The sequence below is a fragment of the Xanthomonas sp. D-99 genome (assembly GCF_017746145.1).
GTDB classification, from domain to species: Bacteria; Pseudomonadota; Gammaproteobacteria; order Xanthomonadales; family Xanthomonadaceae; genus Xanthomonas; species Xanthomonas cissicola.
In genome coordinates this window covers 1-19,107 of record NZ_JAGHWU010000007.1, presented here as the reverse complement: position 1 = coordinate 19,107, position 19,107 = coordinate 1, and the positions used below count along the sequence as shown (strand labels likewise).

The 19,107-nt window shown below is 65.3% G+C and carries 21 protein-coding genes; 11 read left to right on the top strand and 10 right to left on the bottom strand.

Features of this window, described 5'->3' with window-relative positions; translation table 11 throughout:
- Nucleotides 1–70: 70 nt before the first annotated feature.
- The 6 genes from J7360_RS03765 to msrB all read right to left on the bottom strand — a co-directional run bounded on the left by J7360_RS03765 (nucleotide 71) and on the right by msrB (nucleotide 4,606).
- The gene (locus tag J7360_RS03765) at nucleotides 71–355 is read right to left on the bottom strand and encodes a DUF4031 domain-containing protein (RefSeq protein ID WP_057659166.1); all 285 of its coding nucleotides are present in this window, start codon (nucleotides 353–355) and stop codon (nucleotides 71–73) included.
- A gap of 8 nt (nucleotides 356–363) precedes the next feature.
- Nucleotides 364–948: a hypothetical protein gene (locus J7360_RS03760; RefSeq protein ID WP_057659191.1), complete on the bottom strand. Its 585-nt coding sequence runs from the start codon at nucleotides 946–948 to the stop codon at nucleotides 364–366.
- Between the two features lie 236 nt (nucleotides 949–1,184).
- Nucleotides 1,185–2,342, bottom strand: coding sequence for a flagellar motor protein MotB (gene motB, locus J7360_RS03755; protein WP_057659168.1), 1,158 nt, complete (start codon nucleotides 2,340–2,342; stop codon nucleotides 1,185–1,187).
- Nucleotides 2,343–2,352: 10 nt separating this feature from the next.
- Nucleotides 2,353–3,207, bottom strand: coding sequence for a flagellar motor stator protein MotA (gene motA / locus J7360_RS03750; RefSeq protein WP_003489127.1), 855 nt, complete (start codon nucleotides 3,205–3,207; stop codon nucleotides 2,353–2,355).
- Between the two features lie 97 nt (nucleotides 3,208–3,304).
- Nucleotides 3,305–3,793, bottom strand: coding sequence for an MliC family protein (locus tag J7360_RS03745; RefSeq protein WP_022560050.1), 489 nt, complete (start codon nucleotides 3,791–3,793; stop codon nucleotides 3,305–3,307).
- 348 nt (nucleotides 3,794–4,141) lie between these two features.
- A complete protein-coding gene (msrB, locus tag J7360_RS03740; RefSeq protein WP_057659193.1) occupies nucleotides 4,142–4,606 on the bottom strand; it encodes a peptide-methionine (R)-S-oxide reductase MsrB in 465 nt (154 codons plus the stop codon).
- 231 nt (nucleotides 4,607–4,837) lie between these two features.
- On the opposite strand from msrB, the gene J7360_RS03735 reads away from it, so the two are divergent.
- Nucleotides 4,838–5,266 (top strand): hypothetical protein, encoded by a 429-nt coding sequence (locus tag J7360_RS03735; protein WP_057659170.1) that lies wholly within the window; start codon nucleotides 4,838–4,840, stop codon nucleotides 5,264–5,266.
- Between the two features lie 63 nt (nucleotides 5,267–5,329).
- Here the strand turns inward: J7360_RS03735 and J7360_RS03730 are convergent, their stop codons facing one another.
- Nucleotides 5,330–5,809, bottom strand: a complete 480-nt coding sequence (locus J7360_RS03730; RefSeq protein WP_007963043.1) for an Lrp/AsnC ligand binding domain-containing protein — start codon at nucleotides 5,807–5,809, stop codon at nucleotides 5,330–5,332.
- A gap of 148 nt (nucleotides 5,810–5,957) precedes the next feature.
- Between J7360_RS03730 and J7360_RS03725 the strand changes: the two genes are divergently transcribed.
- Entirely contained in the window at nucleotides 5,958–7,247 is a 1,290-nt protein-coding gene (locus tag J7360_RS03725) for a D-amino acid dehydrogenase (RefSeq protein WP_057659171.1), read from the top strand.
- On the top strand, nucleotides 7,247–8,347 hold the full coding sequence (gene alr / locus J7360_RS03720; protein WP_209033295.1) for an alanine racemase: 1,101 nt from the start codon (nucleotides 7,247–7,249) through the stop codon (nucleotides 8,345–8,347). Before J7360_RS03725 ends, alr begins: the two co-directional genes overlap by 1 nt.
- A 325-nt stretch (nucleotides 8,348–8,672) precedes the next feature.
- On the opposite strand, the gene J7360_RS03715 is transcribed toward alr, so the two are convergent.
- Complete coding sequence (locus J7360_RS03715) at nucleotides 8,673–9,248, bottom strand: DUF3016 domain-containing protein (protein WP_057659176.1); 576 nt, start codon at nucleotides 9,246–9,248, stop codon at nucleotides 8,673–8,675.
- Between the two features lie 248 nt (nucleotides 9,249–9,496).
- Here J7360_RS03715 and J7360_RS03710 point away from each other — a divergent pair, with 248 nt between their 5' ends.
- The 5 genes from J7360_RS03710 (at nucleotide 9,497) to J7360_RS03690 (ending at nucleotide 14,426) form a co-directional block, all read left to right on the top strand.
- Nucleotides 9,497–9,943 carry a hypothetical protein gene (locus J7360_RS03710; protein ID WP_057659178.1) on the top strand — a complete coding sequence of 149 codons (447 nt, stop codon included), beginning with the start codon at nucleotides 9,497–9,499 and terminating at the stop codon, nucleotides 9,941–9,943.
- A complete protein-coding gene (locus J7360_RS03705) occupies nucleotides 9,930–10,220 on the top strand; it encodes a hypothetical protein (RefSeq protein WP_057659180.1) in 291 nt (96 codons plus the stop codon). The genes J7360_RS03710 and J7360_RS03705 overlap by 14 nt, the downstream gene beginning before the upstream one ends.
- Before the next feature lie 105 nt (nucleotides 10,221–10,325).
- Nucleotides 10,326–12,362, top strand: a complete 2,037-nt coding sequence (locus tag J7360_RS03700; protein WP_209033293.1) for an ATP-binding protein — start codon at nucleotides 10,326–10,328, stop codon at nucleotides 12,360–12,362.
- Nucleotides 12,363–12,691: 329 nt separating this feature from the next.
- Complete coding sequence (locus tag J7360_RS03695) at nucleotides 12,692–13,000, top strand: DUF3247 family protein (RefSeq protein WP_022560040.1); 309 nt, start codon at nucleotides 12,692–12,694, stop codon at nucleotides 12,998–13,000.
- A gap of 88 nt (nucleotides 13,001–13,088) precedes the next feature.
- On the top strand, nucleotides 13,089–14,426 hold the full coding sequence (locus J7360_RS03690; RefSeq protein WP_057659184.1) for a sorbosone dehydrogenase family protein: 1,338 nt from the start codon (nucleotides 13,089–13,091) through the stop codon (nucleotides 14,424–14,426).
- A gap of 437 nt (nucleotides 14,427–14,863) precedes the next feature.
- On the opposite strand, the gene J7360_RS03685 is transcribed toward J7360_RS03690, so the two are convergent.
- Complete coding sequence (locus J7360_RS03685) at nucleotides 14,864–15,124, bottom strand: hypothetical protein (RefSeq protein WP_074053337.1); 261 nt, start codon at nucleotides 15,122–15,124, stop codon at nucleotides 14,864–14,866.
- Between the two features lie 280 nt (nucleotides 15,125–15,404).
- The gene (locus tag J7360_RS03680) at nucleotides 15,405–15,923 is read right to left on the bottom strand and encodes a hypothetical protein (RefSeq protein WP_244667752.1); all 519 of its coding nucleotides are present in this window, start codon (nucleotides 15,921–15,923) and stop codon (nucleotides 15,405–15,407) included.
- A 286-nt stretch (nucleotides 15,924–16,209) separates the two neighbouring features.
- On the opposite strand from J7360_RS03680, the gene J7360_RS03675 reads away from it, so the two are divergent.
- From J7360_RS03675 to J7360_RS03665, 3 genes are all read left to right on the top strand, one after another.
- Complete coding sequence (locus J7360_RS03675; protein WP_209033291.1) at nucleotides 16,210–17,277, top strand: class I SAM-dependent methyltransferase; 1,068 nt, start codon at nucleotides 16,210–16,212, stop codon at nucleotides 17,275–17,277.
- On the top strand, nucleotides 17,274–17,990 hold the full coding sequence (locus tag J7360_RS03670) for a pseudouridine synthase (RefSeq protein ID WP_057663019.1): 717 nt from the start codon (nucleotides 17,274–17,276) through the stop codon (nucleotides 17,988–17,990). The genes J7360_RS03675 and J7360_RS03670 overlap by 4 nt, the downstream gene beginning before the upstream one ends.
- A 232-nt stretch (nucleotides 17,991–18,222) precedes the next feature.
- Nucleotides 18,223–19,026, top strand: a complete 804-nt coding sequence (locus J7360_RS03665) for a hypothetical protein (protein ID WP_244667751.1) — start codon at nucleotides 18,223–18,225, stop codon at nucleotides 19,024–19,026.
- Nucleotides 19,027–19,107 lie beyond the last annotated feature (81 nt).

Sequence of the window (19,107 nt, the reverse complement as noted above, 5' to 3'; positions counted from 1 at the left end):
CGGCGAGCCGCCAATCAGGCTGCGGCCACCGCCGTTGCGACTCCCTCATCCCCACTCTCCAATCCCCGCCTCACGGCATCTCGCCCCGCGCCTGCGCACGCGCATTGGCGATCAAGGCCTTGAGCAGTGCGCGGTCGGTGTGGCGGGAGATGGGAATGGCGCCGTGGGCAATGGCCTCAAGGCGGAGCGGTGCGGGCACGTCGTAGTGCGCACCGCTGAGTTTGTTCTGGAAGGCGCGGCGGGGAATGCCCAGCCGCGCCGCCATCGTATGCAGCTCGTCCAGCGTATCGCCGAGCAGGTGCGCCCAGCGCTGATCGCGCCACAGGTGCACCGCATCGTCGACATAGACGGCCACCGGCCGGGTCAGGCCTTCTTGGACTTCTTCGGCTTCTTGCCGTCGCTGGCGCCGTCGGGCTCGTCCGCCGCAGTGTCGGAAGCCTCGTCGCTGGCGTCTGCCGCAGTGTCGGTGGCGCTGGCAGTGTCGTCTTCAGCCACGTCGTCAGCACCGGCCTCGGTGCCGGCGTCCTCTGCTGCGTCTTCCGCGTCGCCGTCTTCATCCGCATCGGCGTTCTGGAACTCGGACACCAGCTTGGTCAGGTATTCCTCGGCGGTCTGGCCTTCGTCGGCGGCCAGGTCGTCGATCATCTGCTGCAGCTGGGTCGAATATTCCAGCGAAATGGTCTTGCCTTCGGCTTCCTGCAGGTTGGCCAGGTGCTTGAGCATGGCCAGCATCGGGACCGGGTTGTCGGCGCTGCCCATGGTCTGGCCGCCGATCGACAACATCCACTCGCTGCCACCCTGCAGGCCGATCGCGGCGACCACGCGGCCATCGGCGTCCTGCAGCACGGCATGGTTGGTGACCTGGGGCGCCTGGCCCAGACGGACGAAAGGGCGCTTGGGCTGCTGCTTCTTACGCTTGTCGCGCTTGGCTTTGGAATTGCGGGACACGGTGTTCTCGACGCTGGGAATGGCCGGCCATTCTAGAGCGTGCGCCGCACGATGCGATGCGTAGCGGAGTTGGCCCGTGGATGCGGCCGGGCGGCCGGGACGCACCGTCTTCGCAGGCACCGACCGAGGAGCCACCACCAGTACGCCAAGCCCGAACAACCGCAGGCCATGTTCCCGGGGGCGATTTCCTGGCGAATCCCAATCGCCGCCTGCGCCTCCAGGCCCCCCGCCCCGCGTTACTGCTTCTCCACCGCCGCTTCTGCCGCTTTGGCGAGCGCCGTGGCAGAGGCCACCTGCGCGCTGGAAGACATGCGTGGTCCTGCCGGACGCGCAGCAGCAGTTCCTGCCGATGCCAGGGCCGGAGCCGGGGTCGCAGCTGCGGCAGCGGCAACGGGCGGGGCCGTGGCTGGTTTTGCGCCTTCGGCAGGCGTCCCCACGGTGGCGGTGCCGGTGGCCGCGGCGCCGCTCAGATCCGGCACCTGGGTGTCGGCATCGTGCAGCGATTTGCCCAGGGCCACGCCTTGTCCGGCGCCGGCCAGGGCCGCGTTTTCGGCGTCCTGGGTCATCACCACGATACTGATGCGGCGGTTGATCGGGTTCTGCGGATCGGTCTTGTCGAACAGCACCGACGAGGACAGCCCCACCACGCGCGTCACCTTGGCATCGGACATGCCCCCGGCCACCAGGGCGCGGCGCGCGGCATTGGCGCGGTCGGCGCTGAGTTCCCAATTGGTGTAGCCGGCATCGCTGCTGTAGGCGGTGGTGTCGGTATGACCGGTGATGCTGATGTGGTTGGGTACCTGATTGATGAAGCTGGACAGCTCGCGCAGGATCGCCATCGTATACGGCTTGAGTTGGTCGCGGCCGATGTCGAACATGGGGCGGTTCTGCTTGTCCACGATCTGGATGCGCAGGCCATCGGGCGTGAGGTCCAGCAGCAACTGGTCCTTGAACGGCTCCAGCGCCTGGCTCTTGTCGATGGCCTCCTTCAGATCCTGCATCAGCGCTTCCAGGCGCTTCTTGTCCTTGGCGCGGCTGTCCACGTCGGTATCGGCCGCGTTGTCGCGCTTGCGGCCCATTTCGTCTTTCTGCCCCTTGGCCATGTCGGCGGTACCGCCGAGCTTGATCATCGAGGTGCTGGCGCCGCCGGGTCCGTTCATGCCGGGCGAAGGCGCCGGCGATTTGCCGGACAGCGGGCTGGGGTTGCGGAAGTATTCGGAGATCGCCGCGCGCTGTTCCTTGGTGGTGGCCGCCATCAGCCACAGCACCAGGAAGAAGGCCATCATCGCGGTCACGAAGTCGGCAAACGCCACCTTCCAGGCGCCGCCATGATGGCCGCCGCCCTGTACCTTCTTGACCCGTCGGATGATGACGGTGGATTTGGCCTCGGCCATGACCGTGGCCCTACTTGATCGTCTTCAGGTGCGTTTCGAAATCGCCGAAGCTCGGACGCACATTGGAGGGCAGGGTCTTGCGCGCGAATTCCAGCGCAATCTTCGGGTTGTAGCCACGCAGGCAGGCCAGCAGCGCGGTCTTGACCGCTTCGTAGATGCGCCCGTCCTGCTCGGCACGCGCTTCCATCGCCGCCGACAACGGCGAGACGAAGCCATAGGCCAGCAGGATGCCGAGGAAGGTGCCCACCAGCGCGGCGCCGACATGGTGGCCGATCTCTTCGATCGGCCCGCCGATCGAGCCCATGGTGATCACGATGCCGAGCACCGCCGCCACGATGCCGAAGCCGGGCAGGCCGTCGGACACCTTGCTCAGCGCATGCGACGGCGCCAGGGCTTCGTGATGGTGTTTTTCCAGTTCCAGTTCGAGCAGCGGTTCCAGCTCGTGCGGCTCGATGTTGCTGCCGATCATCAGGCGCAGGCAGTCGGTGATGAAATCCAGCAGGTGATGGTCGGCCACTACCTTGGGGTAGTTACCGAAGATGGTGCTGTCCTGCGGCTTTTCGACATGGTCTTCCAGCGCCATGAAGCCGTCGCGGCGCGCCTTGTTCAACAGCTCGTAGATCAGGCTCAGGGTGTCCTTGTAGTCGTCGGACTTGTACTGCGGGCCCTTGAACACGCCCATGATGCCGCTGAGGGTTTCCTTGACGATCTTGCCCGGCGTGCTGACCAGGAAGGCGCCCAATGCCGCGCCACCGATGATCATCAACTCGTACGGCTGCCACAGCGCGCCCAGCTTTCCGTGCGACAGCACGTAGCCGCCGAGGACGCTGACGATGACGACGATGAAGCCAACGATGATGAGCATGGCGCAGCCGGAAGCAAACTGGGGTTGCTAGTGGTTTCGGCTTGCGCGGCCGATTCTTGAAGCGCACCGCGTGAAGACGTGCGCTGTAGCTGAATGTCTAGCCGATTGTGGTGGCGGTCTCATGCACGCATTTGAGCGCCTCGCCGCCTGCCAGCGACAGCGTCGCTTCGCCGGCGTGTTCCCACCATTGGTTGCCCTGCGCATCGGCAAAGCGCGCCCCGGATGCCGCCTGGGCACTGAGCAGGATCAGCGTGCGGCCTTCGAGGGTCAGCCGCAGGGTATCGGTGGCCGCGTCGAAGCGTGTCGCGATCGTGCGTGGGCCACAGCGCCAGGCCACCGTCTGCGCGGGACGCGCGGGGTCGGCAGCCGCCGCGGCCGGGGCGGGCGTCTTGGCCGGACGCGGCAGCGGGCCGGTCACGCTGGCGTCGGTGCCTGTGGCAAGCGGGCGGGCATCGGCCTGGATGCCGGCTGGCTGCGCTTGTGCAGGCTTGGCGTCCTGCGCTGCAGAGGGCGGGCGACCTGCGTTGCAGCCGGCGAGGGCGGCGGCCAGCAGGCCGGTAAGCAGCAGGGATGAGGACATATGCATCTGCGGACTCCTGCCTGGTTGGGATCGCCGCCGGGTTGCGGCGGCTGGACGTGGAGTGCTGGGTTCCGGCGCCGCCCAAGCGGGTGCATCTTGCGCGCCGGAGCCGGGAAGGCCTGCCCACGACTGAACACGCGGCCGCTTCACGGCTGGGACGTAGCCTGCGTGTGGCCGCCCGGACGGAAATCAAGCCGTGTCTGGAGTTCTCGCGCCGCAACCGATTTTCACAGCGCTAGTGCCGGCTCGAATCACCCGCGAGCGGTGCTGGCCTCGGCGCACAAAAGCGCAGGGAGGCCTTGTCGAGCGCCTCCAGACACTGCAATGGCCGTGGCCTCGCAGGTAGGCGGGCCGTCAGTCCGTCTGCGCTTCGGCGCCTTGGCGATCCAGGGGGTTCGGCAGGGCCTGGCCGTTTTCGGTGAAGCCCAGCGAGACCGAGTTCAGGCAGTGGCGCTCGCCCGTGGGGGGCGGGCCGTCCGGGAACACATGTCCCAGGTGGCTGTCGCAGCGCGCGCACACGATTTCTGTGCGGATCATGCCGTAGCTGGTGTCGCGGATCTCGCGCACATGGGCAGGGTCGTAGGGCGCAAAGAAGCTCGGCCAGCCGGTGCCGGAGTCGAATTTGGCGCTGGAACGGAACAACGGCAGGCCGCACAGCCGGCAGGTATAGACACCGTCCAGCTTGTTGTCCAGGAACACCCCGCAGAATGGCGCCTCGGTGCCATGGTGCAGCAGCACGCGCTGTTCCTCGTCGCTGAGCCCGGCGATCAGGGCATCGCGTTGGGCGGGGGAGGGAGGGGTCAGATCGAACTGGCTCATGAGGCTCTCGCATGCGCTCGCCAGCGGGGTGCCGGCGCCTGCTTCCGTGATGTGGGCATTGTCGGGGTGGTTCAACCGTTGAGACGCAGCCAACGGCCGGCCACTACGGTGGAAGTCTTCGCACCGCAACCACCTTGCGAAAGCGTTCATCCCCCGGCCGGTCGCATGCATTGCCGCAGCGTCCTTGCGCCCCAATCACTGCATTACCCTCAAACACGCAAGGTGCCTGTCATGGCGATCCACTCATCAAGCCGCCGCGTTCTGCTGTGCGTTCTACTGACGATGACCAGCGCGGTGGCGGCGCAGTCGGCCACCACCACGCGCTCGTCCACGACCTTGCAGCCCATTACCACGCCGACGCCCGTCCAGCCCACGGTGACGCCGCCGCGCACGCTGCAGCCGGCGCCTTCCGCCGCACCGGTGCCCTCGCAGCTGGGGCAACGCCCGGTCGCGCCGAGCATCCCCACGCACGGGCCGGCACAAACGCCGATCGCGCCTGCGGGCAGCCAGGTGGCGCCGACCAAGCCGATGGTCTACGACCGCAATGGCCGCTTGCTGCAGGGCATGCAGCCGGCCGGCGCCAACCGGGTGCTGGATACCAAGACCGGCCGCTACTATGACGCGGTACCGGCGGGCGATGGCATGCGCGTGGTGCGCTGACAGCAGCGGCGCGATCTGCCGATGCCAACCGTCAACCGCCAACCGCCAATCCCGAATCCCGGCTCAATCGGCGATCGGCAACGCCAGCGTCTCCTTGACCTCTTCCATCACAATATAGCTCTTGGATTCACGCACATGCGGCATGGTCAGCAAGGTGCTGCCGAGCAACTTGCGATAGGACGCCATCTCGCTGATGCGCGCCTTGAGCAGGTAGTCGAAGTCGCCGGAGACCAGATGGCATTCCAGCACGTTGGGCAGCTTTAGCGCGGCGCGGCGGAATTCTTCGAAGATGTCGCCGGATTTGTAGGCCAGGCTGATCTCCACGAACACCAGCAGGCTGGCCTTGAGGTAGTGCGGGTCCAGCCGCGCGTAATAGCCGGTGATTGCGCCGTCGCGCTCCAGCCGTCGCACGCGCTCGGTGCATGGCGTGGTCGACAGGCCGACCCGCTCGCCCAGTTCGGTAAACGAAATCCGCCCCTCCTGCTGCAGGATGCGCAGGATCTTGCGGTCGATCTTGTCCAGCTCGCGGGCGCGGGTGCTCATGGGGTTTGTCTCGGCAAGGTTTGGCAGGAAGTTTCACTGCAAAGCCGTGCCGATTCCAGAAATGGCACTGCCTGGCTCGCAATATACTGCGTCTAACTGTCCCCCTCTGTGCGTAGTTGTGGGGGAATGCCCTTTCCAGGAGAACGACATGCGTGTGCTCATTCTCGGTAGCGGCGTCATCGGCGTGACCAGTGCGTGGTACCTGGCACAGGCCGGTTGCGAAGTGACCGTGGTCGACCGCCAGCCGGCGGCGGCGCTGGAGACCAGCTACGCCAACGCCGGCCAGCTGTCGTTTGGCTACACCTCCCCCTGGGCCGCACCCGGCGTGCCTGGCAAGGCGGTGAAGTGGCTGTTCGAGCAGCACGCGCCGCTGTCGATCCGCCCCACCCGCGACCTGCGCCAGCTGGCCTGGCTGAGCCAGATGCTGCGCAACTGCACCGCCGAGCGCTATGCGGTGAACAAGGCGCGCATGGTGCGCATGTCCGACTACAGCCGTGATTGCCTCAACGCCTTGCGCGCCGAGACCGGCATCGAATTCGAAGGCCGCCAGCTGGGCACCACGCAGTTGTTCCGCACCCAGCAGCAGCTGGATGCGGCCGCGCAGGACATCGAAGTACTGGCCCAGTACGGCGTGCCGTACGAGCTGCTGGGCCCTGAGCAGATTGCGCAGTTCGAACCTGGACTGGCCGGCGGCGGCGCGCAGATGGCTGGCGCGTTGCGCCTGCCCGAAGACCAGACCGGCGACTGCCGCCTGTTTACCCAACGCCTGGCCGAACTGGCCGCGCAGGCAGGTGTCACGTTCCGCTACGGGCAGCAGATCGAGCGGCTGGAGCATGCCGGCGGCCAAATCACTGGCGTGCAGATCGATGGCCGCATCGAGACCGCCGACCGCTACGTGCTGGCGCTGGGCAGCTATTCGGCCGATTTGCTGCTCTCGCTCGGCCTGCATCTGCCGGTGTACCCGCTCAAGGGCTATTCGTTGACCATCCCGATCGTCGATGCGCAGCGCGCGCCGACCTCTACGGTGCTGGACGAGAGCTACAAGATCGCGCTCACCCGTTTCGACGACCGTATCCGCGTCGGCGGCATGGCCGAGGTGGCCGGCTTCGACATGTCCTTGAATCCGCGTCGTCGCGCCACCCTGGAAATGGTGGTCAACGACCTGTTCCCCGGTGGCGGCGATCTGGCCCAGGCCGAGTTCTGGACCGGCCTGCGCCCGGCCACCCCGGATGGCACCCCGGTGGTCGGCGCTACCCCGTATGCCAACCTGTTCCTCAACACCGGGCACGGCACGCTGGGCTGGACCATGGCCTGCGGCTCCGGGCGCTACCTGGCCGACCTCATGCAGGGCCGCACGCCCGACATCGATACCGAAGGCCTGGATGTGTTCCGCTACCTGTCGCCACGCAGCGCGCGTCCGCAGCGGGAGGCTGCGTAGTGCGTCCTGCGCAAGCGTCGATCGATCTGGAGGCGTTGCGGCACAACTACCGCCTGGCCAAGCGCCTGGGCGGCAGCAAGGCGCTGGCGGTGGTCAAGGCCGACGCGTACGGGCATGGCGCAGTGAGCTGCGCGCAGGCGCTGGAGCCGGAAGCCGATGGCTTCGCAGTGGCCTGCATCGAAGAGGCGCTGGAACTGCGCCAGGCCGGTATCGGTGCGCCGATCCTGTTGCTGGAAGGATTCTTCGAACACGACGAGCTGCGCCTGATCGCCGAGCACGATCTGTGGACGGTGGCGGCCACGCCGCAGCAGGTGCGCGCGCTGGCCGAGTTCCAGAGCCCGCGGCCGTTGCGGGTGTGGTTGAAGATGGACAGCGGCATGCATCGGCTGGGCCTGTCGCCGGAAGACTTCCGCGCCGCCTGGCTGCGCCTGCGCGGGCTGCCGCAGATCGCCTCGCTGGTGCTGATGACCCATCTGGCGCGCGCCGACGAACTGGACTGCAGCCGCACCGACGAACAGGCGGTGGCCTTTGCGCTGACCGCCGGCGGCATGCGCGCGGAAACCAGCCTGCGCAATTCGCCCGGCCTGCTTGGCTGGCCGGCACTGCGCAACGACTGGTCGCGCCCTGGGCTGATGTTGTACGGCGCCAACCCGTTCCCGGAGCACACCGCGCACACCGCGCAACTGCGTCCGGTGATGACGCTGCGCTCGCGCATCATTTCGGTCCGCGATCTGCCGGCCGGCGAGCCGGTGGGCTATGGCGCCCGCTTCGTTGCCGAACGACCCACGCGCGTCGGCGTGGTGGCGATGGGCTATGCCGACGGCTACCCGCAGTTCGCACCCAACGGCACCCCGGTGCTGGTGGACGGCCAGGTCTGCCCGTTGATCGGTCGCGTCTCGATGGACATGCTCACCGTGGACCTCACCGACCACCCGCAGGCCGACATCGGCACGCCGGTGCAGCTGTGGGGTGATGCGCCGCAGGTCGGCGCGCTGGCCGCCCAATGCAACGTCAGCGCGTACCAGCTGCTGTGCGGGCTCAAGCGGGTGCCGCGGGTGTATATGGGCGAGGCTGCAGCGAGCGAGGGAGTCACGCGGTGAGGTGTCCCTTCTCCCACCGGGGCATTGTCCTCCTTCGTGGGGAGAAGGTGCCCCGAAGAGGCGCATGAGGGGGACGTGCGAAGCCACATGCACTTCGAACAACAAGTGGGCTTCGCTCGTACCTTCAGCCCAACCCCCGCTCCGCGCCCCGGCCCGCGCTAGCAGCGCGGGCGCTCCAAGGCACGCGCGCCAGTGGCGCGCAAGCAGTGCCTTTCCGCCCGACGGGAGGGGGCTCTAGCGCGCCCACAGACAAAAACGGCGCGTTGCCACGCGCCGTTGTCTTTCAAGGCCGAGTTGCTTTCCCGGCGCCGTCGGCACCGACCAATCACAACCCAGCCGTACTGCGATCAGTGCGGAACTGCTTGCGCACCCAGTCGTCGATCATCGCCTTCTCAAAGCGCAGCGGGTCGCTGTCGGTCAGGCGCGGTCCGCTCATCAGGAAGGCCGAATCCACCAGCTTGCGTTCGCCCTGGTCGATCACGCGGCCATCGGCGCCGGTGAGCGTGTAGGTGAAGCTCAGGCGCGGCGGGTAGATGTCCTTGACCACGCGCACGTCCTGCATGCGCGGCCCGTGCCAGGGCTCGTACTGGCCGGCGCGGCGGATGTCGGTGATGGTCACGCTCAGGTGCTGGCCGTCGGGCAACTGGCGCGCTGCGCTCTGCTGGAAGTGGGTGGCCAGCTGGGTCACCCAATCGCCGCGTTGCGCCTCCCAACGGTTGCCGCTGAAGCGCACCTCGGAGAACTGCGCAGGGTCGGTCCAGCGCACATCCACCTTGCCATCGCTGCTGAGCGCGCGCGGCGCATCGGGGTCGGTGACGTTGCGCACCCCGGCCTGCACGCCGGTCGCCGCAAGCAAGCCAGCCAGCAGCAGGCTGGCGCCGGAAAGAGTGGAACGTTTCATCGAAAGCCTCCAAGCGGAAGGTACGGTGTGTACCGGCTGTTCCCGCAGTGTGGGGGTGGCTCCGAGGGCCCGCAACGCGCAGCACACCTGGGTCCGCGACCACGTTGCCGCGCGGTTAATCTGCACTGTAAAGCCATGACGGCGGGTTCACTGCGCCTGCGCCCGCGCTTCACGGCACAGCCCGGAAGATCGCCAGCATGGACACCCACTCTTTCCGCACAAAATCAGCGTCTTCGGCGCCGGCACACATGCCGTCGGACGTGCGTCTGCAGTTCATCGACTGGGCCAAGCAGCACGGTCACAACCCCGCTTCCGGTGCGGCCGCCTTCGTGGCACTGCAGAGCGAGGTCGACCTGGACCTGGCAACGCGCGCATTGCAGCTGGAGCCGGGTGCCGATCCGCGTGATGCGCTCCGCGAGCATCTGGCAGCGTTGGCGCGCCAGGTGGATGTGGCCGTGCAGTTCCCGCCGGTCTACACCTACACCGCGGCCGATGGCCTGGACTATCGCTACTCGCTGATGCTGGTCATTGCCGAAGATTGCGTGGAGTGGACCGGCCGGGTCTGGCACCACCTGGACTACCAGGGGATGCTCACCGGCCGTGGACAGGGTCCGCGTGCTAACTACACCCAGCTGGCGCGCATGGCGCTGGAACACGAGCTTGATCAGGAGCGTCCCCGTTATGTCCAGGCATGAACTCGAACTGCAACTGCCGGTGGGCGCGGAGATTGCCAGTGGGGAAGACGGCTTCAGCCAGCGCTGCCGCGTCGAATGCGCACAGATGGGGGTGGCGCGGGTGCGCCTGTTGCTGCTGGACTCCGATTACACGCGGTCCACCGCCTGGCGCGAGGAAGCGCAGCGCTGGATGGACGAACAGCTGCGCCGCGAGGGGGAATGGGTCTTTCGCGGCGTGATCGCCGGCATCGTGGTGCTGGCAACCTGCATCGGCTTCGCTGCCACCACCTTGTGGTAAACCCGGGACTTGGCAACGAAAACGTGAACTTTGCCAGCCTGGCGTGCACCCGCTGACGACATCGGGCATGGTTTCATCTGCCCGTCATCCGCTCCGGCAGCATCCGTGGTTTCCGATTTGAGCACTCCTTCTTCCAGCCCTACGCTGGCTGCCGCACTGCCGGCCGCCATCGCCGAGCCGTTTCTGGACCCGGCGATGTATCACGAGATTTTCCACAACATCGACGCCGGATTCTGCGTCATCGACATGGTGTTCGACGGCGAGCAGGCGGTGGACTATGTGATCCGCACCACCAATGGCGCCTTCGAGCGCTATACAGGTCTGTCGCCCCACGCACTGAACGTCTCCATCCGCAACCTGCTCCCCGAGCACGAGCAGGAATGGTTCGACCGCTATGGTCACGTTGCGCGCACCGGCAACCGCATCCACTTCGAAATGCAGGCCAAGGCGCTCAAGCGCTGGTATTCGGTGGATGCGTTCCGGGTCGGGCAGCCGGAGCAGGCGCGGGTGGCGATCCTGTTCATGGACATCACCGAGCGCAAACGCGTCGAGCGCGAGCTGGCCGAAAGCGAGGCGCGTTTCAGTGCGCTGGCCGACGGCTTGCCGATGCCGGTGTGGGTACTGGACGCGCAGGGCGTGGTGCGCTTCGTCAACAGCGCGTATGGCGAATTTTTCGGCCTGGATATTTCCAGCGGTACGGTGTCGGCGTGGAGCGAACTGCTGCATCCGGACGACTTGCCGACCTTCCAGTTCGAGCTGGCGGCATCGCTGCAGGAACAGCGCGGCCTGCGCGCGCTGGTGCGCGCGCGCCGCCATGATGGGCAGTGGCGCTGGATCGAAATGACCGCCACGCCGCGCTATTCGGCCGACGGCCGTTTCATCGGCCTGGCCGGCAGCAGCCCGGACGTGACCGAGCAGCGCGAGATCGAACTGGCGCGCGAGCAATTGCTGGAATCCGAGCGCAGCGCGCGCAACGAGGCCGAAAGCATGGCGCGGCTGAAGGACGAGTTCCTGGCCACGCTGTCGCACGAACTGCGCACCCCGCTGACCACCATCCTGGGCTGGAGCGAGTTGCTGCTGCAGCGGGTGGAAGAAGGCCAGCCGTATTACAAGGGGCTGTCGGTGATCGCCAGCAGCGCACGTGCGCAGAAGCGGCTGATTTCCGACATGCTCGATCTCAGCAGCATGTTGCTGGGCAAGGTGCAGCTGGAAGTCGAATCGCTGGATCTGGTCGAGCAGGTGCGCGAAGCCTTGAATACCCAGGAGCTGGCTGCCGAAGGCAAGGACCAGGTGCTGGAGCTGCACGTGCCGCCCACGCCATGCCTGGTGCTTGGCGATGCCACGCGCCTGCAGCAGGTGTTGTGGAATCTGCTGTCCAACGCCATCAAGTTCACCCCGGCACATGGCCGTATCGACGTCAAAATCGAGCGCGACGACGGGCATCTGGGGGTGTCGGTCTGCGACTCCGGCGATGGCATTGCAGCGGAATTTCTGCCGCATCTGTTCGGCCGTTTCCGCCAGGCCGACGGCACCACCACGCGCCAGCATGGCGGCCTTGGTCTGGGCCTGGCCATCGTGCAGCAGCTGGTGGAAATGCACGGCGGCCAGGTCGGTGCCACCAGTGGTGGGCGTGGCAAGGGCGCGACCTTCACCGTGCGGCTGCCGGAACATATTCCCGATCAGGCCAAGCGCCCACGCCGCGAATTGCGGCGGCGTCTGATGTCCGAACAGATCGTCGAAGCGCGCGCGCTCAACGGTCTGCGCCTGCTGGCGGTCGAAGACCAACCGGACATGCTCGATTATCTGCGGCGTCTGCTCGAAGAGCAGGGCGCCGAAGTGGTCACCGCCGGCAGCGCCACCGATGCGCTGGCATTGATCGATCACCGTGGCCACGCGCGCTTCGATCTGATGCTGACCGATATCGGCATGCCGGGCATGGACGGTTACGGCTTGATCCGCACGGTGCGCGAAAACCTCGGGCTGGATGCCACCGCGTTGCCGGCCGTGGCAGTCACCGCCCTGGCCCGCGAAGACGACCGCAAGCGCGCGCTGGAGTCCGGGTTTCAGGAACATCTGGCCAAACCCTACAGCGTGGCGCAACTGGTCACGGCCGTGCGTGCCGCGCGCCAGGCGGTGGAGTGACGGCGCGTAGCGCACAGCCGCGCAGCGGGTCACCGCAAGGTGGTGAGGCGACGCGTTGGATGCGCAGTAGCGTGCGTGTTGCTTGCGTACCCGGCGTCTTTCCATGAGGCGCCGATCTACCCCGAACAACCGATCGTCATGCGACGCACAGGTCGTTTCATGGATGAGCCTTTCACCACCGTTGCAGCATGGCCGCGCTAGAAGACGGATGCGTGCGCATGCGTGGCGACAACGCCGCGCCAATGCCGACCAAGGGCGCCCAGTACGTTTTCTGCCTCTTTCACGCATGCTGGCCTAGCTTGACGCGCTCAGCCCATGGAGATCGCGCAATGCCCAAGTACGCCCCGCACGTGTATTCCGAACAGGTCCAGATCGCCACGCTCGAACATTGGGTGTCCCTGCTCGATGGTCAGGAGCGTGTACGGATCGAGCTCGACGACGGCAGCATGATCAGCGGCACGGTCGCCGTGCGCCCCAGCCTGCAGACCTATCTGGACGACCACGACAACGAAGGAGTGAACGGTCAGCTGCGACTTGACCAGCTGGATGCATCGCAGGAGCCGCAATGGATCTGGATGGACCGGATCGTGGCGGTGCATCCGTTGTTGCTGGGCGCCGATCCGCAAGTCATGCCGTGACGGCGGTGTGTTGACGGTGTGTTTACTTCTCACCGTCGCATTGGCGGCATGATCACTGGCTGACGCAACCGTCCAGGATTTGCCCGCAATGAATGCATCCCGATTGAAGTTCGCTCGCTGGCCGCTGTCGTTGATGGCGCTTGCCGTGCTCGCCGCGTGCGGCGATACGGCAACGTTGGCGATCGAACAGGGGACCGGGCCGGACCCGCAATTGCCCGAGCCGGTGAAGCGTCTGATTCCCACCGTCAAAGTGGCGCCGGTCAAACGCTGGGCAGCCAATGCCAGGCCCATGGCGGCCGACGATCTGCAGGTTGCAGCGTTTGCGCGCGATCTGGATCACCCGCGCTGGATCTACGTGCTGCCCAACGGCGATGTGTTGGTGGCCGAAACGGCCGAGCCGCCCAAGCCCGAAGATGCCGAAGCCGGCGGCGGGCTGCGCAAGAAAGTGCAGGGCGCGATGATGAAAAAGGCCGGCGCGGCGGTGGCGAGCGCCAATCGCATTACGTTGCTGCGCGATGCCGATGGCGACGGCGTGGCAGAGGTGCGTACGCAGTTCGTCAGCGGCCTGTTTTCGCCGTTCGGCATGGCGCTGATCGGCGACCGCTTTTATGTCGCCAATGCCGATGCGCTGGTGAGTTTTCCGTACAAGGCCGGCGACACGCATCTCACCGCCAAGCCGACCTTCGTTGCCAATCTGCCCGGCGGAATCAACCACCATTGGACCAAGTCGCTGCTGGCCAGCCCGGACGGTAGCAAGCTCTATGTCGGCGTCGGCTCAAACAGCAACGTAGCCGAAAATGGCATGGAAGCCGAGCTCAATCGTGCGGCGATCCTGGAGATCGACCCGGCCACCGGCACCAGCCGCGTCTTCGCTGGCGGCTTGCGTAACCCGGTGGGCACCGCGTGGGAGCCGCAGAGCAAATCGCTGTGGGGGGTGGTTAACGAGCGCGACGAAATCGGCAGCGACCTGGTGCCGGACTACCTGACCTCGGTGCGCGACGGCGGTTTTTACGGCTGGCCATACAGCTATTACGGCCAGCACGTGGACGAGCGGGTCAAACCGCAGAATGCCGAACTGGTGGCCAAGGCGATCAAGCCCGATTACGCGCTCGGCCCGCACACAGCATCACTTGGCCTGAGCTTCGCCAGCGGCAGCCTGCTGCCCGAGCGTTTCCGCCAGGGCGCCTTCATCGGCCAGCACGGCTCGTGGAATCGCGACCCGCCCAGCGGCTACAAGGTGCTGTTTGTCCCGTTCGCCGACGGCAAGCCCAACGGCCCGCCGATCACGGTGCTGGACGGATTCCTGGATGCCGAAGGCAATGCACAGGGCCGCCCGGTGGGCGTGGCGCCGGACAGTCGCGGCGCATTGTTGGTGGCCGACGATGTAGGCAATGTGATCTGGCGGGTGACGCCGAAGGCGCGCTGAGCCCGCATGCGACCGCTTGCGCAGGAGAGCAGGCAATCCCAGCTGCGATGGGAGACACACCTCTCCCACGAATTATCCTGGGTGTCTTGTAGAGGGGACCCCGAAAGTAGCTGAGGGTGCCGTGCGCAGCCTGCGTTCACCGTGCTGAAAACCACTCAACCGCGCCGCTGCCCTGCGCTGCAGGCTGCAACTCGAAACACGCAGCGTCGGAAGCGCAGCACCGGGGTATTGCCGGAAAGTACGGTTGCCCGCAAGCGAACCCATATCAGTGGTCGGGCTGACCCCATCCGATAGACGCAAAACCGAGCAAGCGTCTGGTCAATTCACGTGCAGCCTGTCGGCAGTGACCTATGCGCGCTTTGATCGAGGGCGCCTGACGCATGCTCCATCGCGTGCGGCAGAGCAGGTTCCAGGCGCCCGCATCGAGTACCTCGCCCTTAACGGGGTGCCTCCGGCGAGGCACTGAAGCGCCGCGCGTAGCCACGCTCTTCGGTAATGCGAGTGATGTCCTCGTCGGCCATTTCCGGGGCGCCATACACCGCGTAGGCCACCGTGCCATCGCCACGTTCGCCAATCTGGTGCAGGCGGTAGCGGGGTCTGCCGGCGCCAGTGTTTTCGGGGTAGTGCATCGGTGGCGGGGTGTCGTCCAGATCCATCTCGCTGTTGTCGACAACTCCTCCTACGAACAAGGCTCGCATCGCGTCTCTCCGCTGTGGGCTTGGATGCCAGCCTAGGCGGGCGAATGTTGCGTGCGCATCAATAACCTGTGTAGACGCGGCGACCAGCAGGCAATATGACCACGGCGCTCCCTGCAATGGCGGGGGAAGCAAGACGGCCGATTTTCAAGTTGCGGAGTTGACTAAAGCGCAGACTCTGGGCGCAATGCTCGACCTCAACTGAGCGTCTGCCAATATCCCCAAGCCCCTCTCTTCAAACAAGCCAGAGGAGCTGGCTGACGATTATGCGGAGTACAAGAAATCAGAAAGGCTGCCGCGGATTGTCGTTGTCGCCTCTACTTGTCGGTGCGCTGAATTGGTAGCCTGTCAGTTGCCATGATCCACCCGACTGACCAGCCCATTCGTAATCCCATTGTTCAAATGCTCCGCCAGGAAATTCGTTGCGGATGGTGATTTTTTCGCCGGGGACGCCGCTGGCGGGCAAAGGAACCGGTGGACCATCCGGCCCGGACTGAATACGCATCAATCCGGTCGAGACGATGCTGCGGGAGACACTCAAGCTACTTGCCGGTAACAGCGGCGGATACTTTGGTGAGTGCTGCTTGATCCAAGCGATGATGGATTGCGATTCGTTAGATCCGGCGCGATATAAACTTTTCTGCGTTGTTGTCATCGAGCTGGATGGCGCCGTCGCCGCACGATAATTCTGACCATGCGCGGATGTCCCCAAAAGTAGTGCCATGGAAAACAGTCCGAAATATTTCCTATATCTCATATCCAGCATTCCTGTTGATGATCGACGGTCTTCCTGCGAGCTCAAGCGTGGGGTTTTGATTTGGCGCTGTCAATGCACTGATTGAAGATGCCTTCCACGCGTCGGTCAGCCATTCGAGCGCAGCCTGTGGGTGAGATTGAATCAGGAGATGCCTATCGCATTATTGCGCTCCGCGCAGCACCATCGTTTGTCAATTGGCATCCAATGGGATTGTTTTGGATGCTTCGCAAAGCTCTCCTTTCAGGCCGGACAGTCAGTACGCAATCCCAGCAGGCGGTGTGATCCCACCGCTCCCTTTACAATGACGGCCTGTCCCTGACCCGATGATCCGATGGCTGGCCCGCACGACGCCCCGCTTCAAGCGCTGTTTCTGCCCTTTGCTCAAGGCGCGCTGCCATGGCCGGAAGGACCGGTCTTGTTCCTGCGCGCGCGCGACGGTTTTCCGCTGCGCGAGCGGGCAACTACCCAGACGCTGACCTGCGAGCAGAGCTTCCGTCCGTTTGCCGAAGCGCTGGAGCGCAACGGGTGGACGGTGCGCGAAGAAAGCGAGAACGAGGCCGACAGCACGCGCTATGCCCTGGTGCTGGTACTGCCCCCGCGGCAGCGCGAAGAGGCGCGTGCGCTGTTCGCACGTGCGGTGGCGTTGACTGCACCCGGTGGCCGCGTGGTCGCCTGCCAGTCCAACAACGAAGGCGCACGCTCGGGGGAAGCGGATCTGCGCCAGCTCACCGGGCTGGCCGGTAGCCTGACCAAGTACCACTGCCGCACCTATTGGAGCGCGCCGCTGCCGGCTGGCACCGATGCCACGCTGCAGGCCCGCTGGGCCGCGCTGGATGCGCCACGCAAGATTCTGGACGGCCGCTTTGTCAGCCGTCCCGGGGTCTTTGCCTGGGATCGCATCGACCCCGCTTCTGCGTTGCTGGTCGAGCATCTGCCCACCACGCTGGCCGGCCATGGCGCCGATCTGGGCGCGGGTTTCGGGTATCTGTCGGCCGAAGTGCTGGCGCGTTGTCCCAAGGTCGCCGCGCTGGATCTGTACGAAGCCGAGGCGCGCGCGTTGACGCTGGCGCGGCGCAATCTGCAGGACATCACGCATCCGGCGCAGCTGCACTACCACTGGCTCGATGTCACGGCCGGGCTGGTGGGGCAATACGATTTCATCGTCAGCAACCCGCCGTTCCATACGCCGTCGCGTGCCGACCGCCCGGACATCGGGCAGCGCTTCATTGCAGTGGCCGCACAGGCGCTGCGCCCGGGCGGGCAACTGCTGCTGGTCGCCAACCGGCATCTACCCTACGAACAGGTGCTCAACGACAGTTTCGGGCAGGTGCGCGTGGCTGCCGAACGCGATGGATTCAAGCTGATCGCGGCGACCCGCGGCCGCGGGGCGCGCCCATGAAGCTGGTCAAACACATCGCCAATCTCGGCTACGGCAGCCGCAAGCAAGTCACCCAGCTGTTCCGGCAGGGCGCGATCACCGATGCGCAAGGCGAGGTGCTGTATGCCGACGACCAGGTGGAGCACGACGCCATCCGCATCGATGGCGAACCGCTCGATCCGCCGGCGGGCTTGAGCCTGTTGCTGCATAAACCCGGCGGCTACACCTGCTCGACCAAGGACACCGGCCGGCTGATCTACGAATTGCTGCCGCCACGTTTCCGCCTGCGTGCGCCGGTGTTGGCGCCGGTGGGGCGGCTGGACCGCGAGACCAGCGGCCTGTTGTTGATGACCGACGACGGCGCGCTGCTGCATCGGATCATTTCGCCCAAATCCGCGCTGGACAAGGTGTACGACATCACCCTGGCCGAGGACCTGCGTGGCGAGGAGGCCACGCTGTTCGCCAGCGGCAGCCTGCTGCTGGAGGGCGAAACCAAGCCGCTGCTGCCGGCCGAACTGGAGGTGCTTGGCCCACGCCAGGCGCGGCTGACCCTGCACGAAGGTCGCTATCACCAGGTGCGGCGCATGTTCGCTGCCGCCGGCAACCATGTGGTCGCGCTGCACCGCAGCCGCATCGGTGGCCTGTCGCTGGAGGGCTTGCCGTCGGGGCAATGGCGTGCGCTGGAAGCTGGCGACCTGGAGATATTGTGTGGCTGGCAACTAGTTCAGCAATAGTGACAGTTCTCGCTCGGGGCGTACAGTTCTGTAATGCCATCTCTGGATGGGTGGTCCAGGGACCAGGTATTTTTTCGATACCCTGCTCCGTTGCTTGCCTATAAAGGCAGTGCGCGAGTATGGCTATGATTTTTATGGTCTTTATCTTTCGTGAGTAATGCCTGTCACCACGTCGATTGAGCCGAGATGACTTTGTTCGACTGATCTGATAATAATTCGCCACCGATACGGCGTGAGTTTCCTTCAGGGGGCCGTGCGGGACCTCAACATTCAGGATCGGGCGGCTATGCAATATGGATTTTGCTGCGCGTCATCGTGGGCGATGCGCATTGGATTGGTATTCGTGGGAATGGTCTTGGGCAGCGTTGCAGGTACCGCCAGGGCGCAAAATGCGATCGAGCCCTATGTCGAGTACGCCAAGCTCGTCAGAGCGACAGAGAAGACGCCCGCGCTGGGCGACGATTTGATGGGAGATAGCGTCAGTCTGTTTGACGGGCAGACTGCGTTTCGCAACGTCGATATCCAGCTGAGAGGCAACGATGCTTTGCCAGTGGAGCTAGCTCGCCGGCTTATCGTCAAGCCCAAACCGCAGGGCGACTTCTCCAAGGAATACGCCGGCTTGGGAAATTGGGAAATAGATGTGCCCTCCATCAGTGGTACGTTCGATGCGGCCTATAAGTGGGACACGGATATCCTGAATCGTCCGAAGGCCCGCTGCTCGGCGGTCTTCTACCCGGCTGTCCGGTCCAGCGTCAAGTATCGCGATGTTTGGCATGGAAACTCGGTACATATTCCCGGGCGTGGCGATCACGAGCTGCTGATTCTCGACGGTTCGCCGCTCGCACCATCTGACGGGGGCGCACATCTGTGGACCACATCGGCCACGGATGCTTTTTCATGCAAAGGCGCCACTGCAAATGGCTATCCCGGCGAGGGCTTCGTGATGACTACTGCAGCCGGCATCAAGTACACCTTCGACGTGGGAGTCGAACGCAGTTCCGGTGTGATTAGGGAAGGTCTGAACAACGAGACCTGACAGGGCGGAAGGTGGCGTCGTTCCGAAGAGTGGCTTTTGGAACTTCGGAATTTCGCCATTTCTGGCGCTTTCCGCGGGAAT

What these genes read in the sequence shown, in the direction of transcription:
- J7360_RS03730 (WP_007963043.1), bottom strand. Translation starts at nt 5,809, where the DNA reads ATGAGCACCCGCGCCCGCGAGCTGGACAAGATCGACCGCAAGATCCTG.
- J7360_RS03710 (WP_057659178.1), top strand. Translation starts at nt 9,497, where the DNA reads ATGCCGTCGGACGTGCGTCTGCAGTTCATCGACTGGGCCAAGCAGCAC.
- motA (WP_003489127.1), bottom strand. Translation starts at nt 3,207, where the DNA reads ATGCTCATCATCGTTGGCTTCATCGTCGTCATCGTCAGCGTCCTCGGC.
- motB (WP_057659168.1), bottom strand. Translation starts at nt 2,342, where the DNA reads ATGGCCGAGGCCAAATCCACCGTCATCATCCGACGGGTCAAGAAGGTA.
- J7360_RS03685 (WP_074053337.1), bottom strand. Translation starts at nt 15,124, where the DNA reads ATGCGAGCCTTGTTCGTAGGAGGAGTTGTCGACAACAGCGAGATGGAT.
- J7360_RS03705 (WP_057659180.1), top strand. Translation starts at nt 9,930, where the DNA reads ATGTCCAGGCATGAACTCGAACTGCAACTGCCGGTGGGCGCGGAGATT.
- msrB (WP_057659193.1), bottom strand. Translation starts at nt 4,606, where the DNA reads ATGAGCCAGTTCGATCTGACCCCTCCCTCCCCCGCCCAACGCGATGCC.
- J7360_RS03695 (WP_022560040.1), top strand. Translation starts at nt 12,692, where the DNA reads ATGCCCAAGTACGCCCCGCACGTGTATTCCGAACAGGTCCAGATCGCC.
- J7360_RS03715 (WP_057659176.1), bottom strand. Translation starts at nt 9,248, where the DNA reads ATGAAACGTTCCACTCTTTCCGGCGCCAGCCTGCTGCTGGCTGGCTTG.
- J7360_RS03690 (WP_057659184.1), top strand. Translation starts at nt 13,089, where the DNA reads ATGAATGCATCCCGATTGAAGTTCGCTCGCTGGCCGCTGTCGTTGATG.
- J7360_RS03725 (WP_057659171.1), top strand. Translation starts at nt 5,958, where the DNA reads ATGCGTGTGCTCATTCTCGGTAGCGGCGTCATCGGCGTGACCAGTGCG.
- J7360_RS03675 (WP_209033291.1), top strand. Translation starts at nt 16,210, where the DNA reads ATGGCTGGCCCGCACGACGCCCCGCTTCAAGCGCTGTTTCTGCCCTTT.
- J7360_RS03745 (WP_022560050.1), bottom strand. Translation starts at nt 3,793, where the DNA reads ATGCATATGTCCTCATCCCTGCTGCTTACCGGCCTGCTGGCCGCCGCC.
- J7360_RS03670 (WP_057663019.1), top strand. Translation starts at nt 17,274, where the DNA reads ATGAAGCTGGTCAAACACATCGCCAATCTCGGCTACGGCAGCCGCAAG.
- J7360_RS03735 (WP_057659170.1), top strand. Translation starts at nt 4,838, where the DNA reads ATGGCGATCCACTCATCAAGCCGCCGCGTTCTGCTGTGCGTTCTACTG.